The 13,876-nt window shown below is 70.1% G+C and carries 13 protein-coding genes and 1 pseudogene; 8 read left to right on the top strand and 6 right to left on the bottom strand.

The genetic code is table 11. The features are described 5' to 3' along the window. Positions 1 to 233 precede the first annotated feature (233 nt). A pseudogene (locus ACO1BR_RS21100) lies at positions 234 to 374 on the top strand (transposase); the annotation flags it as partial. A gap of 69 nt (positions 375 to 443) precedes the next feature. Here the strand turns inward: ACO1BR_RS21100 and ACO1BR_RS21095 are convergent. Beyond that, positions 444 to 878, bottom strand: a complete 435-nt coding sequence (locus ACO1BR_RS21095) for a VOC family protein (RefSeq protein WP_426796625.1) — start codon at positions 876 to 878, stop codon at positions 444 to 446. 137 nt (positions 879 to 1,015) lie between these two features. Here ACO1BR_RS21095 and ACO1BR_RS21090 point away from each other — a divergent pair, with 137 nt between their 5' ends. The 3 genes from ACO1BR_RS21090 to ACO1BR_RS21080 all read left to right on the top strand — a co-directional run bounded on the left by ACO1BR_RS21090 (position 1,016) and on the right by ACO1BR_RS21080 (position 2,386). Continuing rightward, positions 1,016 to 1,216 (top strand): hypothetical protein, encoded by a 201-nt coding sequence (locus ACO1BR_RS21090; RefSeq protein ID WP_426796624.1) that lies wholly within the window; start codon positions 1,016 to 1,018, stop codon positions 1,214 to 1,216. A 5-nt stretch (positions 1,217 to 1,221) separates the two neighbouring features. Then, complete coding sequence (locus ACO1BR_RS21085) at positions 1,222 to 1,515, top strand: hypothetical protein (RefSeq protein WP_426796623.1); 294 nt, start codon at positions 1,222 to 1,224, stop codon at positions 1,513 to 1,515. A gap of 94 nt (positions 1,516 to 1,609) precedes the next feature. Then, the gene (locus ACO1BR_RS21080; protein WP_426796622.1) at positions 1,610 to 2,386 is read left to right on the top strand and encodes a glycosyltransferase; all 777 of its coding nucleotides are present in this window, start codon (positions 1,610 to 1,612) and stop codon (positions 2,384 to 2,386) included. A 223-nt stretch (positions 2,387 to 2,609) separates the two neighbouring features. On the opposite strand, the gene ACO1BR_RS21075 is transcribed toward ACO1BR_RS21080, so the two are convergent. Further along, positions 2,610 to 3,371 carry an SDR family oxidoreductase gene (locus ACO1BR_RS21075; protein WP_426796621.1) on the bottom strand — a complete coding sequence of 254 codons (762 nt, stop codon included), beginning with the start codon at positions 3,369 to 3,371 and terminating at the stop codon, positions 2,610 to 2,612. 150 nt (positions 3,372 to 3,521) lie between these two features. Between ACO1BR_RS21075 and ACO1BR_RS21070 the strand changes: the two genes are divergently transcribed. Beyond that, entirely contained in the window at positions 3,522 to 4,388 is an 867-nt protein-coding gene (locus ACO1BR_RS21070) for a helix-turn-helix transcriptional regulator (RefSeq protein WP_426796620.1), read from the top strand. A gap of 73 nt (positions 4,389 to 4,461) precedes the next feature. Here the strand turns inward: ACO1BR_RS21070 and ACO1BR_RS21065 are convergent, their stop codons facing one another. From ACO1BR_RS21065 to ACO1BR_RS21055, 3 genes are all read right to left on the bottom strand, one after another. After that, positions 4,462 to 5,703: an FAD-dependent monooxygenase gene (locus ACO1BR_RS21065; protein WP_426796619.1), complete on the bottom strand. Its 1,242-nt coding sequence runs from the start codon at positions 5,701 to 5,703 to the stop codon at positions 4,462 to 4,464. Positions 5,704 to 5,839: 136 nt separating this feature from the next. Further along, a complete protein-coding gene (locus tag ACO1BR_RS21060; protein ID WP_426796618.1) occupies positions 5,840 to 6,154 on the bottom strand; it encodes a hypothetical protein in 315 nt (104 codons plus the stop codon). A gap of 49 nt (positions 6,155 to 6,203) precedes the next feature. Continuing rightward, entirely contained in the window at positions 6,204 to 6,614 is a 411-nt protein-coding gene (locus tag ACO1BR_RS21055; protein ID WP_426796617.1) for a Fur family transcriptional regulator, read from the bottom strand. Positions 6,615 to 7,193: 579 nt separating this feature from the next. On the opposite strand from ACO1BR_RS21055, the gene katG reads away from it, so the two are divergent. The 3 genes from katG (at position 7,194) to ACO1BR_RS21040 (ending at position 11,960) form a co-directional block, all read left to right on the top strand. Then, positions 7,194 to 9,410, top strand: a complete 2,217-nt coding sequence (katG, locus tag ACO1BR_RS21050; RefSeq protein ID WP_426796616.1) for a catalase/peroxidase HPI — start codon at positions 7,194 to 7,196, stop codon at positions 9,408 to 9,410. Between the two features lie 72 nt (positions 9,411 to 9,482). Continuing rightward, the gene (locus ACO1BR_RS21045; protein ID WP_426796615.1) at positions 9,483 to 10,805 is read left to right on the top strand and encodes a cytochrome P450; all 1,323 of its coding nucleotides are present in this window, start codon (positions 9,483 to 9,485) and stop codon (positions 10,803 to 10,805) included. A 177-nt stretch (positions 10,806 to 10,982) separates the two neighbouring features. Continuing rightward, a complete protein-coding gene (locus tag ACO1BR_RS21040; RefSeq protein ID WP_426796614.1) occupies positions 10,983 to 11,960 on the top strand; it encodes a fused DSP-PTPase phosphatase/NAD kinase-like protein in 978 nt (325 codons plus the stop codon). 31 nt (positions 11,961 to 11,991) lie between these two features. On the opposite strand, the gene ACO1BR_RS21035 is transcribed toward ACO1BR_RS21040, so the two are convergent. After that, a complete protein-coding gene (locus tag ACO1BR_RS21035) occupies positions 11,992 to 13,791 on the bottom strand; it encodes a coagulation factor 5/8 type domain-containing protein (protein ID WP_426796613.1) in 1,800 nt (599 codons plus the stop codon). Between the last annotated feature and the right edge of the window lie 85 nt (positions 13,792 to 13,876).

Genomic DNA, 13,876 nt, shown 5'->3' with positions numbered 1-13,876 from the left:
CCCGGGCGCGGGACAGCGCCGCGCAGGAGGCGCCGACGAGCCGGCGGGGCGCTGCCGGACCGGTGTCCGGCCAGGTGGAGCACCCTGGACCCTGGGCGAACACGGGGCATCTGGCCGGGAGTTCGGAGAGATCGTCCAACCAAGGGCTGTCCCGTAACCGCTGATCTTGGTGGCATGATCTTGCCGTGCCTGGTCTGATCATGGCGTCGGAGCCATCCCGGACAGCCCCGGGCAAGGTCCGGGCCCGCGTCGAGCACGTCCTCGCGCGGATGAAGTCCTGGAAGATCCTTCGCGACTGCCGCCTGAAAGGCGACGGCGTTCACACCGCCATGCTCGGCATCGCCCGACCGTACAACCTCGCCCTCACGGGGTAACTCCCTCCCCATACGAGACCAGAGAGGCCCAGGGGAGGCAGCTCCCCACCTCCCCGGCTCGGAGAATGCTCAGTCGATACAGAACTCGTTGTCCTCGATGTCCAGCATCGGGATGCACGACTCGTTTTCCTCATCGGCATACAGCGTTTGCACGTGGGTCGCACCGAGCGGGACCAGTCGTGCGCATTCGGCCTCAAGTGCGGCGAGGCGTTCTTCCCCCACGAGTCCGGTGCCGACCCGCACATCAAGATGCACTCGGTTCTTGGCGGCCTTCCCTTCGGGGACGCGCTGGAAGTACAGTCGCGGGCCCACACCTGACGGATCACTGCAGGCGAACCACGAATCCCGCTGCTCAGGTGGCTGCGAACGCTTGAAATCATCCCAAGTGGCAAACCCCTCTGGCGGCGGCGGTACGACGTACCCCAACACCTCGCACCAGAAACGAGCGAGACGCTCCGGTTCTGCGCAGTCAAAGGTGACTTGGAACTTCTTGGTCGCTGACATCGGTGCACCGTACCAAGGGGACTTGGGACTGTGCCGCTCATTTCCCCGGGATGATCCGCCCGCATCCTGTCGGGCCCTGGGCCACCTTGGACACCAAGTGATCAAACCGGAAAATCCGCGAGAACGGCGCGAACCTGGTGGCGGAGCCCACCGGCGAGAGCACCGGCCTGGTCAGCCACCGCCTCAGGCGGATGGTCGAGCACGGCTTCGTCGAGGAGGTTCCGGAGCTGGCCAAGGGGCGGGAGCGGTGGTGGCGGGCGGTGCCCGGCGACCGGTGCCCGGCGACCGGCGGTTCCCGCCGTACAGCCGCCAGACCCCCGAGTTGCGCCAGGCCCTGACGGAGATGCACCGGCTCAACTTCGCCGAACTCGCGGAACTGGCCAGCCGGTTCGAGGCCGAGCCCGACGCGCTCGGTCCCTGGGCCGACGCGGCGCTCTTCTCCCGGTCGACGCTGCGGCTCAATCCCGAGCAGCTCCGCGCGTTCTTCGAGGAGTGCATCGCGCTCCTGTACCGCTTCTCGCCGGCGGACGGTGAGGCCGGAGTCCGACGCGCGGGCCGTGCCCATCCGGCTGCTGGGCGTACCCGAGGGAAACGGACCCGTTCTGCGGGCGTTTTCAACCGGAACCGCGCGCGGTAATGCCGGATACACAGGGAACCGAGGGTGAATCTCTGGCCATTTGTTCATGTCATGATCGCGGACGAAGCAAACCCTCTCCGACAGGACCCGTTCCATGCGAACCATCAGCGTCATCACCGCCGTACACGAAGGCGGCCACCACTTCATCGGTGACACCTATGAATCCCTCCGTGAACAAAAGCTCCCGGATGACTGGCAATGGGAGTGGTGCGTGCAAGAGGACGGCGTCTCGGGTATCCCTGCGAACAGCCTGCCCAGTGACCCTAGGATCACCTACGGGACAGGACTGCGAGCGCGCATAGCGGTGACACGCACACACGCCCTTGCGCGCGCGACAGGAGACCTGATTCGGACGTTGGACGCAGATGACGTACTGCTGCCGGGCGCGCTGGAGCGGGACATCGAGACCCTGGAACGTGTGCCGTGGTGCGTATCCGCCTGCATCGACCTCCACGAGGACGGGAGCACGGCACCAGGTCCGTTCGACCCCTCGGATGGCGCTTTGGAGCCCGACCGCTTCTATCGCGAGGTGTTGGAGCAGCGTCTGTCCGTTCAGGCGACCACCTTCGCCGCTCACCGTCGCCTGGTGATGGCGCTTGGCGGCTGGCAGGCGCTGTCCGGAGCCGAGACGGTTGCTCTCCTCCTTGCCGCGGAGGCGGTGGCACCCGGTGAATTCATAGCAGAGCCGAGCGTTCTCTACCGCAAGCATCCCAACCAGACGACCGCATCCCATCGCTACTGGGAGCCGGCCGAAGCAGCCACTCGGATCGACGCGCTCATCCAACGCGCCGACGCCCTGCGGGAGTCAGGTTGGAAGTGGCAGCAGGTACACCAGCACGGGTTCGCGTCCCAGATGGAGGGGAGCAGGTGAGAGCTCACGTTCGGCGGCAGGTCGTTTCGGGCCAATACACCTAGCGGTAGCTGGTCGACGACGGAGGGTGTTGACGGCGCGCGCCGTGTAGCGGGTGGGTGTCATGAGCGCTCGTGTTGCGTGGCACGGCCTGGGACCGGACCACTTCCAGGGCCGCAGGCGACGGATCCGGGTGACGACACGTCGTCGCCGCTCCCGCCCCAGCTTCTCCGGCGCGCCGACGTCATGCCTGCCGCGTCGGCAGCACGATCGCCTGGCGCAGGTTCACATGGCGGGCGCGGCTCGTCGTGTAGGCGATCAGGTCCGCGATGTCGTCCGCCGACAGGCCGATCAGCGCGTCGAACATGCCGTCCAGCTGGCCGGACAGCTCCGTGTTGTCGATGTGGCCGCCCAACTCCGTGTCCGTGAGCCCGGGTTCGATGTTGGTGACACGGACGTCGCGCGGGCCCAGCTCGGTGCGCAGGGACTGCGAGAGGTAGGTCAGGGCGGCCTTCGTCGCCCCGTACACCGCGTAGTTGGGGAACGGGACGTGGGCGCCGATCGACGAGATGTTCACCAGGTCCGCCGTCCGGCCCGCCGCCGCCACGGCGATCAGGTCCGGGGTGAACGCGCGGATGACGCGCAGGGCGCCGGCCACGTTCGTGTCCAGCATGCGCTGCCACTCGTCGGCGCGGCCGTCGGTGACGGGGTTCGGCAGCATCACGCCTGCCGCATTGACCACCAGGTCGACCTCGCCGTACGCGGCGTGCACCCGCTCCACCGCCGCATCCACGGAGTCCGCGTCCGTGACGTCTGTGGTCACCGCGAGAGCCTGCCCGCCGTCCGCCTCGATCCCGGCGGCCAGCCCGGTGAGCCGATCGGTGCGGCGCGCCAGCAGTGCCACCCGCACGCCGTGCGAGGCGAGCAACCGGGCGGTGGCCTCGCCCATGCCACTGGCGGCTCCGGTGACGACGGCGGTGCGGCCGGTGAGGGTGTCGTACGACATGGGAACTCCTGGTTCGATGGGTGTCGTCGCCGGCGTCTCCCGGCGACGACACCCACCCTGGACCCGGCCGCCGCGCATACCCAGGGCTGCCGTTTTCCTGGGTCCGGCAGTACCAGGAACACAGCGGTCCCGGGGCCTATGATCGTCGGCATGGACATATCCATCGGCCCGGAACTCGGCGACTTCCTGCGCTCGCGGCGCGCCCGCATCCAGCCCGAGGAGGTCGGCCTGCCGGGTCACGGCAGGCGGCGGGTGCCGGGCCTGCGCCGCGAGGAGGTCGCCCAGCTCGCGGGCGTCAGCGTCGACTACTACATCCGCCTCGAACAGGGCCGCGGCCCCTCGGTGTCGGACGCCGTACTCGACGCCATCGGGCGCGTCCTGCGCCTCGACGACACCGAGCAGGAATACCTGCGCGCGGTGGCCAGGCCCACCACCCGCCGCCCCTCGGCCACGCGCGGCACGCCCGCCGGAGGGCACGCTCCCCAGAAGGTCCGCCCCGGCCTGCGCCTCTTGTTGGACACCATCGACAAGGCCCCCGCGTTCGTGCTCGGCCGGCGTATGGACGTGCTCGCCTGGAACGCCCTCGGCGACGCTCTCGTCGGCTTCTCGCAGATGGCCCCCAAGGACCGCAACATGCCACGCCAGGTGTTCCTCAATCCGCGGGCGCATGAGCTGTACCCGGACTGGCCGGCGGTGGCCGCGGAGACGGTCGCCCATCTGCGCCTGGACGCGGGCAACCATCCGCAGGACGGACAACTGGCCACGCTGGTTGGCGAGTTGTCGTTGGGGAGCGAGGACTTCCGCCGGCTGTGGGCGGACCATCAGGTCAAGGAGAAAACCTACGGGGCGAAGCGCATGACGCACCCCGTCGTCGGCGAACTCACCATGCCCTACGAGACGTTGACGGTGACAGGGGAGCCCGATCAGATGCTGGTGGTCTACCCGCCGGAGCCGGGTTCGCAGACGGAGGAGCGCCTGAAGCTGCTGGCCAGTTGGGCGGCGACACCGGCGGTCTGACCGGAGTGCGGCCCCGCGACGACACCGTCGGTCCCGCCGCCCGGTGCCTGTCGCCGCACCTCCTGTCGTGCCGTCAGTAGTCAGGCAGGTCGAAGGCCGTGGCGGCGAGGAAGGCCGCCATGGTCTCGGGGGCGGGCTCCTCGAAGCCCGCCGCGCCGGCGGGGGCGGAGTCGGCCCCGCCATCCGTCTCCGAGCCCGCATCCCCGGTGTCGGTCAGGGACCTGCCCACGTCCAGCAGTGCCTGATTGGCGGTGACGTGGTCGCGTAGCCGCTCCTCGTAGGCGGGGTAGGCGGCCAGGTGATCGCCGTCGGCCGCGTGCAGTTCCCCGGCGAGCACGTAGGCCGCGGTCAGCGCCACACTCGTGCCCTGCCCGGTGAGCGGCGAGGGGCAGTACCCGGCGTCGCCGAGCAACGCGACACGGCCGCGTGACCAGTGGCCCATCCGGATCTGGGCGACCACGTCGTAGTGGAAGGCGTCCGTCTCCCACATGGCCTTGAGGAAGCGCGGCACTTCCCATCGCAGCCCGGCGCAGCGCTCCGCGATCAGCCGCTTCTGCTCCGTGGTGTCGCGTGGCAGCAGCCGCTCGGTCGGCTCGTCGGAGTGGAAGCCGACGAAGACGCGCAGCTCGGCGTTGTCCCGCACGGTCATTGCCATGCAGCCCCATACGCCGTCGCCACCGGGTCCGTGGAAGACCTCCCAGCGGTCCAGGCCGAGGTGGTTGGGGGCGCTCCACGCGGCGATGTGGGTGCCTGTCGAGTGCAGGTAGTCGGATTCGGGGCCGAATACCAGACGGCGGGTGGCCGAGTGCAGGCCGTCGGCGCCCACGACGAGGTCGAAGGAGCGCTCGGCGCCGCTGGTGAAGCGGACCTGGACGCCGTCCTGGTGCTGAACGAGGCTGTCCATCGAGTCACCGAAGAGGTACTCGACGCCGGGTCCGGCGGCCCGCCGCAGCAGGGTGCACAGCTCGTCGCGCAGGATCTCCACGTCGGGGCTGTCGATGGGGCCGCCGCTGAGCGTCCGCTCGGTGGTGCGGCGCAGCTCGCGGCCGTCCGCATCGACCTGCGACATGCCCCGCAGGCCGGTCTTGCGCGCCTGGACGTCCTGGAGCAGCCCCATCCGCTCGACGACGTGGAGGGCGCTGCCGCGCACGTCCACTGCCTGCCCGCCGGCGCGCGGCTCCGGGGCGCGCTCGACGACGGTGACGCGGAAGCCGTAGCGCTCTAGCCAGTAGGCCAGAGCGGTTCCGGCGATGCCTGCGCCGGAGATCAGGGCCGAGGTCGTGCGCGAGTGGTGCGGTCGGGCGCTGTTCGTCATGGTGAGCCTCTCGGGATCGGTGCCGTTCGACCATCCTTGACGGGGGCGCCGACGGCCCGCCGACAGGACGCCGACACCGCTCCGACACCCCCGTGACCGCACCCCCGCCGGCGCCGCCCACATCGCTGACTGCCACTCACCGGGCGGTCCGCACCCGGCGATTGCGCAGGCCAGGTCGGTGGGCCGTAGGGAAGGGGGAAGGCCGGCGGTCGAGCTGGGTCTCGTCTCCGTAGAGGATGATGTGCGGACCGTGGGGGAACGAGGCGTCGAAGTCGCCGTTCTCCGGCTGTGCCCGCCAGGCGGGGGTCGGGTGGAGCTCCGCCCGCGGCGCGATGAACCCCCGTGCACTGCGGCGTAGTTCGGCCTCGTCGTCCAGGCGTCGCAGCGGGTCGCGCCAGGTGTTCCCGCTCGCTACGCAGCCGTGGAGGACCTCTACGGCGACGTCCTTCATGGTCTCCTGGGCGCCCGCCGCGCCCGGGAGGTCCGGGGGCGGGCGCGGCTCAGGTGCAGTCGGGGCACAGGCCCCGGTAGGTCATCTCGACGCCGGAGACGGCGAAGCCGAACCGCTCGGAAGGGGGCAGATCGGCCAGGGGGTCGCCGTCGGGGTGGACGTCGCGGATGGCGCCGCAGCGCGAGCACACCAGGTGGTGGTGCGGGCGGTGTGCGTTCGGGTCGTAGCGCTTGGCGCGGCCGTCGGTGGTCACCTCGACCACCTCGCCGAGCGAGACCAGTTCACCGAGGGTGTTGTAGACCGTCGCGCGGGAGATCTCCGGCAGCCGGGCGGTGGCGCGCGCGAGCACCTCGTCCGCGGTCAGGTGGACGTGCTCGCCGTCGAGAACCTCGGCGACGACCCGACGTTGGGCGGTCATCCGCCAGCCACGTCCGCGAAGCCGTTCCAGCAGGTCACTCATGGTCACCAGCCTCACAGTGCATCGTCCGGCGAATGAATCCGTATGGATCTGGTTGCCGTATTGACTTGGACCTCGTCCATCGTAGGATCTGTTCCGGCGATAGCCAAGGGACGAGACAATCGCAGGGAAAAGCACGTGACGGTTCACCAGACGGGTCCGCTCACCACCACATCCTGTTGCGTCGGTTGCGGACGGCCACAGCAGCGAGCAGGCGAGCGCCGGCGGCTCCGTGCGCGGTGTCCCTACGTGCGGCGCCGGCGCCCGGCGGGTGACCACCTCGTGGACGGTTACCACCTCGGCGCCGAGACGATCGCCCCCGGGGCATGCGGTCGCGTAGGCCATGCAGGCTATGTCGATCATGTCGGTCATGTCTCCCTTCGCACCGTTCACGGGCCCGCTCCGCGATCGTCGCGGCGGGACCCGCAGGCCGTGTCGACGAGGCTCTCCGTCCGACCGCGTCCGACGACAGCGGCCTCCCGGCCCACGAAGCCGGGGCCGTCCAACCGGGGCCTGCGCCCCGCCCGTTCCACTGCTGATGGTTGCTGAGCACTGTGATCCGCCTCATCCGGAAGGATTCCCATGTCTGAGATCCATGACGCACAGGCCGAAGGCGCGACGACCGAGGGCGCGGGCGGCTGTCCGGTCGCTCACGGGCGCGCCGCGCACCCGACCCAGGGCGGCGGAAACCGCCAGTGGTGGCCGGAGCGGCTCAACCTGAAGATCCTCGCCAAGAACCCCGCCGTGGCGAACCCCCTCGGCGAGGAGTTCGACTACGCCGAGGCGTTCACCGGCCTGGACCTCGGCGCCGTCAAACGGGACATCGCCGAGGTGCTGACCACCTCGCAGGACTGGTGGCCCGCCGACTTCGGCAACTACGGCCCGCTCATGATCCGGATGGCCTGGCACAGCGCCGGTACGTACCGCATCAGCGACGGCCGCGGTGGCGCCGGTGCCGGCCAGCAGCGCTTCGCGCCCCTCAACAGCTGGCCGGACAACGCCAGCCTCGACAAGGCCCGCCGTCTGCTGTGGCCGGTCAAGAAGAAGTACGGCAAGAGCATCTCCTGGGCCGACCTGCTGGTCCTCACCGGCAACGTCGCGCTGGAGTCGATGGGCTTCGAGACCTTCGGCTTCGCCGGCGGCCGCGAGGACGTGTGGGAGGCTGAGGAGGACGTCTACTGGGGTCCCGAGGCCACCTGGCTCGGCGACGAGCGCTACACCGGTGACCGGGAGCTGGAGAACCCGCTCGGCGCGGTCCAGATGGGCCTGATCTACGTCAACCCCGAGGGGCCTAACGGCAACCCGGACCCGATCGCCGCGGCCCGCGACATCCGTGAGACGTTCCGCCGCATGGCGATGAACGACGAGGAGACCGTCGCCCTGATCGCCGGTGGCCACACCTTCGGCAAGACTCACGGCGCCGGCCCGGCCGACAACGTCGGCCCGGACCCCGAGGGCGCCCCGATGGAGCAGATGGGCCTCGGCTGGCAGAGCACGTACGGCACCGGTGCCGGCCCTGACGCGATCACCAGCGGCCTTGAGGTCACCTGGACCACCACTCCGACCCAGTGGAGCAACGGGTTCTTCAAGAACCTCTTCGAGTACGACTACGAGCTGACCCAGAGCCCGGCCGGCGCCAACCAGTGGGTGGCCAAGGACGCCGAGGCGATCATCCCCGACGCGCACGACGCGTCGAAGAAGCGCCTCCCGACGATGCTCACCACCGACCTCTCGCTGCGCTTCGACCCGATCTACGAGCCGATCTCCCGCCGCTTCTACGAGAACCCGGAGGAGTTCGCGGACGCCTTCGCCCGCGCCTGGTACAAGCTGACGCACCGTGACATGGGCCCGGTCGCACGCTACTTGGGTCCGGAGGTCCCCTCCGAGGTGCTGCTGTGGCAGGACCCGCTGCCGCAGCGCACCGGTGAGCCGATCGACGCCGCGGACATCGCCTCCCTCAAGGAGCAGGTCCTCGGCTCCGGCCTCACGGTCTCCCAGCTGGTCTCGGCCGCCTGGGCCTCGGCCTCCTCCTTCCGCGGCAGCGACAAGCGCGGCGGTGCCAACGGCGCCCGCGTCCGCCTGGAGCCGCAGCGCAACTGGGAGGTCAACAACCCGGACGAGCTGGCGCAGGTGCTGCGCACGCTGGAGGGCATCCAGGGGTCCTTCAACTCCGCGGGCGGCAAGCAGCTCTCGCTGGCCGACCTGATCGTGCTCGCGGGCGGCGCGGCGATCGAGAAGGCGGCCAAGGACGGCGGCTTCGACGTCGAGGTGCCCTTCACACCGGGCCGGGTGGACGCCGCCCAGGACCAGACGGACGTCGAGTCGTTCGACGCGCTGGAGCCGGCCGCGGACGGCTTCCGCAACTACGTCGGCAAGGGCAACCGCCTGCCGGCCGAGTACCTGCTGCTCGACAAGGCGAACCTGCTGACGCTGAGCGCGCCCGAGATGACCGTCCTCGTCGGCGGTCTGCGCGTCCTGGGCGCCAACCACGGGCAGTCGAAGCACGGCGTCCTCACCGACAAGCCGGGCACGCTGACCAACGACTTCTTCGTCAACCTGCTCGACCTGGGCACGACGTGGAAGTCGACGTCCTCGGCGCAGGACGCGTTCGAGGGCCGTGACGCGAGCGGTGCGGTCAAGTGGACCGGCACCCGCGCCGACCTGGTCTTCGGCTCGAACTCCGAGCTGCGTGCCGTCGCGGAGGTCTACGCGAGCGACGACGCGAAGGCGAAGTTCGTGACGGACTTCGTCGCGGCGTGGGACAAGGTCATGGACCTGGACCGGTTCGACCTCGCCTGATCACCGGTCACGTCCAGGTCGGCCCGCACCGGCCGACCTGGACGTCTCCGTTCCGAGCCGGGAGGAGCGGTCATGGACATCCCAGGTCCCGAGCCGCGGGCCGACGGCGGGGTCGGCGCCATCGCGGCAGCGGGCGGACTGCACCACTACCAGTTGCGGCTGCACGCCGAGTACGGGCCGGTCGTACGGTTCCAGCTTCCGGGCGTGGAGACGGCCGTTTCGGTCGCCGACCCCGTACTGCTGGAGGCCACGGCGCACCTCGATGAGCGGCCGGAGCGGCTGTTCGCCTTCCTGGACCCGCTGTTCGAGGCGGGTAACCTCCAGGTGATTCCGGCCGAGGAGCACACCCCCTGGCGGCGCCTGCTGCTGTCGGTGCTCGCCGGACGCCCTTCCCATGAGCGGCACTTCGCGCGGTTCACCGGGCTGGCGACCGCACTCGCGGACCGCTGGGCCGAGCAGGCCGGCCGCGAATCCGTTGTGCTGCAGAAGGATCTCACCGCGCTGTCGCTGCGGATGATCTGCGCCTACGCGCTGGGGGGCGAGGCCGCTGACCCGGACGGCGTGGTCGCCGCGTTCGAGGAGGTGCTCACCGAACACCTGGGACGGCTCTACCAGGTGCCTGACGGGGGCAGCCGGCAGGAGCGTGCCGAGCGGGCGGAGGCGGCCCTCGGCCAGTTGCGCACGATGGTCGACCAGGTGGTCGCGGCGCATCGTTCCGACGCCCGCACGGACCGGAGCGATCTGATCGGGGCGCTCGTCGGGGCGGGGGAGCGGCCCGCGCGCATCCGGGACACCGTCATGGTGATGATGCTGGCCGCCCACCACACGACCGGGGTGGCCGTCTCCTGGACGCTGCACATGCTGGGACGGCACCCCGAGGCCGCCGCACGCGTCGCAGATGAGCTGGACCGCGTGCTCGGCGACCGTGCGGCGCCCGACTACGCCGACCTGCGACGGCTCACGTATCTGGAGATGGTCCTCAAGGAAGCGATGAGGCTCTTCCCGCCCGGCCCGTACGGCGCGCGGGAGACGGCCGAACCCCTTGTCCTGGGCGACTACGAGATCCCCGCCGGGGCGACGATCTTCTATCCCTTCTGGGCCGTCCACATGAACCCCGACCACTGGCCCGAGCCCGAGAAGTTCGTTCCCGAACGCTTCACCCCGGAAGAGACGGCCCGGCGGCCGAGGCTGGCCTACATCCCCTTCGGGTTCGGTCCGCGCAGCTGCGAGGGGGCCGGCCTGGCGATGGTCGAGGCCGAGCTGGTCCTGGCCGTACTCCTCAAACGCTTCCGCTTCCGGCCCGTACCGGGCCACGAGGTGATCCCGATCGAACGCTTCGTGCTCTGGGCGGCCGACGACATCCGCATGACGGTGAGCCCCCGGATCCCGGGATAGGCGCGGCGGTATCGCCCGCTCGCAACGTGGTCGACTGCTCTCCCGCAGGCGATCAACAGCCATGCAGGACCGGCCATTGCGGGCTCCGATCGCCGTCCAGGACGAACCTCCCGGCCCCCAGGGCCGTCTTCACCACCGGCCCGGCGGCCGGACGGCCCGGGGAAAGGGGAGACACACATGGCAGAACATCCACGGCGCAGCCGTCAACGCCGGCTGCGGACCCACGCGTCGGCGGCCCTGCTGACCGCGCTCGCCGCGCTGCCGACCGTGGCGGGCTGTGCGAACGGCGGCACGGCGGCCGGTGGTTCCACGGCCCCACGGCAGGTCCGGCAGATCATCGACATCGACGACACCCCTGCACTGCCGAAGAACTTCCGTGTGGCCGGCGCCGTGGCCAAGCCCGAGCCGGGCGGCAAGGTCCCGTCGTTGGCGGGACTGGCCACCCTGCACGCTTCGGGGAGCGGCGTCTTCTCCGTGGCCGGCCTGCGGACGGTCAACGACCGCCTTCCCGCCGGACACGGCCCCGTGGTCGATGTGGACCTGCGCCAGGAATCCCACCTGTACGTCAACGGGATGCCGGTCAGCTGGTTCGGGAACAAGGACGACGCCAACATCGGGCTGAGCCATGGGCAGGTACTGGCCGACGAACAACGCCGACGGGAGCAGCTGGAGCGGCCCGGCCCGGTGCGCTTCGACTGGATACCGGGCAAGTCGGTGAAGTCCAACGGCCCGGTGCGCGATCCCAAGACGGTCCGCACCGAGGCAGATGTGGTCGAGCAGGCGGGCTGGCGCTACGTCCGGCTCACCGTGCCCGACCACCACCGGCCGCAGAACGACGAGGTGGATCGTTTCGTCGCCTTCGTCCGCAGCCTGCCGCAGGGCACCTGGCTGCACTTCCACTGCCGCGCGGGAGTGGGGCGCACCACCACCTTCATGGCGATGTACGACATGATGCGCAACGCCCGACGGGTCTCCCTCGACGACATCCTGCGCCGCCAGGCACTGATCGGCGGCAAGGACCTGACCTCGGAAGCGCACTCCGACAAGCCCGAGGCCCGTGAACGGGCGGCCTTCCTGCGTGCCTTCTACGCCTACGTCCAGAAGAACTCGGACGGGTTCAAGACCCCGTACTCCCGCTGGGCGGCCGGGCGCTGAGACGACCGCCGGCCGCCCGGTCCCACTCGGGTCAGGGGTAGGAGACGAGTGTCGACGGCGTGGTGGACGCGCCTGAAGTGGGGGCGCCGGCGGTGTTGATGACGTGCTCGTACTGGCCCTTGCCGCCGAGCGAGACGACCAGCAGGTCGTGGAACCTCACGCCGGGAGCGTCCGGCGCCGCGAAGCCGTGGTCCTGGCGGATGCGGGGGTCGGCGGTGTAGTAGCAGTAGCTGCCAAGTCCCCATGCTTCGTGGGTCGTTACGGAGTCGCCGACCTTGTAGGCGGCGTAGCCCCTGACGGTGCCGTCCTGGATCGCGGCCTGGTCGGGGGCGTCGTACGCCTTCTCGTTCTGGAAGAAGACGGTGCGTCCGCGCTGGCCGTACCACTGGACGTCGTACTTGTTGAAGTGTTCGACGAACAGGCCGGTCGCGAAGACGTCGTCGCCGTTGACGCGGATGCCGTAGTCGGCACGGTTGACGTCCCAGCCGACGCCGCTGCCGTGGTCGGCGCGCCAGACCCAGGTGTGGTCGATGACCGTGTGGCGGCTGTTGACCTCGATGCTCGTGGTGGCCTTGCCGGGGCCCGCGCCGCCTATCCGCACGAACACGTCCTGCACGGTGGTCGGGTTGGCGGAGTGGTCGGTGGCGGCCCCCTGCGGACCGATCTGGAGGAGGACGGGAGAGTTGACGGGGCCGGCCTCGATGAGGAACCCGGCCAGCCGGACCCCGTCGACGTCGGCGACCGTCATGGCGGTGACACCGTTGTCAGGAATGAGCGTGGCGTAACCGAGGCCGAGGACCACGGTGTTGGCGCGGTTCACCTCCAGTGCGCGGTCGAGGTGGTAGATGCCGGGGGTGAGGAGCAGGTGGAGGCCCTGAGCCAGGGCCGCGTTGAGCGTGGCCGCCGCGACACCGGGCTTGGCGACGTAGAACTGGCCGAGCGGCAGCGAGGTGCCCCGCGGTGTGCCGCTGCCCCAGGTGGGGCCGGTGGCGTCGGTGCGCTTCTCGGGCAGGAACACCCGGTATTCGCTGCCGGAGAGATAGAGGAAGGGCTTCTCCCGGGAGACCGCGGTGGTGGCCAGCGTGGTGTACGGCGGGTTGGGGAATCCCTGAGGGGGAGCGCCCTGTACTCCCGAGAACACCATGTTCCAGACGCCGTTGGTCCAGCCGCCCACCGCGCTGTCGCGGGTGTACCACTGCTGCTGGGAGTACGGGCTGACCGTGCCGTCGATGCGGCTGTCGGCGATGTAGCCGCCGCTGGCCCAGCCGTAGCCGCTGGGGGCGAGGGTGAGTCCGCCCCGGACGTGCATGCGTCTGAAGGGGGCGGCCTGGGCGACGGCCCAACGGTTGGTGCCGTTGGCGGGGTTGAGCGCCAGGTTCTCCGCCGAACGCCAGAAGTTCTGAGTGGCGTTGCCGTTGAACCAGCCCGCGTCGACGGTCACATCACCGTTGATGGTCGTGTCGTCGGGAGACAGGCCGAGACCGGCGATGGACGTGTAGAAGCCGAGCTGGGCGTTGAGCCCGCTGTAGGTGCCGGGCTTGAACAGCAGCGCGTAGCGGCCGGTGCCGAACTGCGCGGATTCCTGCTGCCGGAAGACCTGGTCCAGTTGTGCCTGGATACCGGGCGTGGACGGATCGAAGACCAGCACGTTCGGGCCGAGGTCGCCGCCGCCGGACAGTGGCTGCGCGGTGCCCGGCAGCGCGGACGCGGTGGAGGCGAGGGCCAGTGCGGCCGGTGCCGCGGTGGCGGCCGCCACCATGGCGCCGAGGAGGGTGCGACGGGTGGGGGAGGGGGTTCCGGATGTCGCGGCTTGGGTGGGGGGTGTGGGCATGAGGGGACTCTCCGAGTTCAGGAAATGAACGATAAAGGCGGAGGGAGCGCTCTGTTGCCCGGGAATGCTTCATCTAAGTGAAGGG

Origin of the sequence: Streptomyces sp. YGL11-2, assembly GCF_050054615.1 — a bacterium.
In the GTDB taxonomy this organism is placed as follows: domain Bacteria; phylum Actinomycetota; class Actinomycetes; order Streptomycetales; family Streptomycetaceae; genus Streptomyces.
Note: the sequence above shows the minus strand (reverse complement) of the source record. Positions and strands in the feature narration are given on the sequence as shown.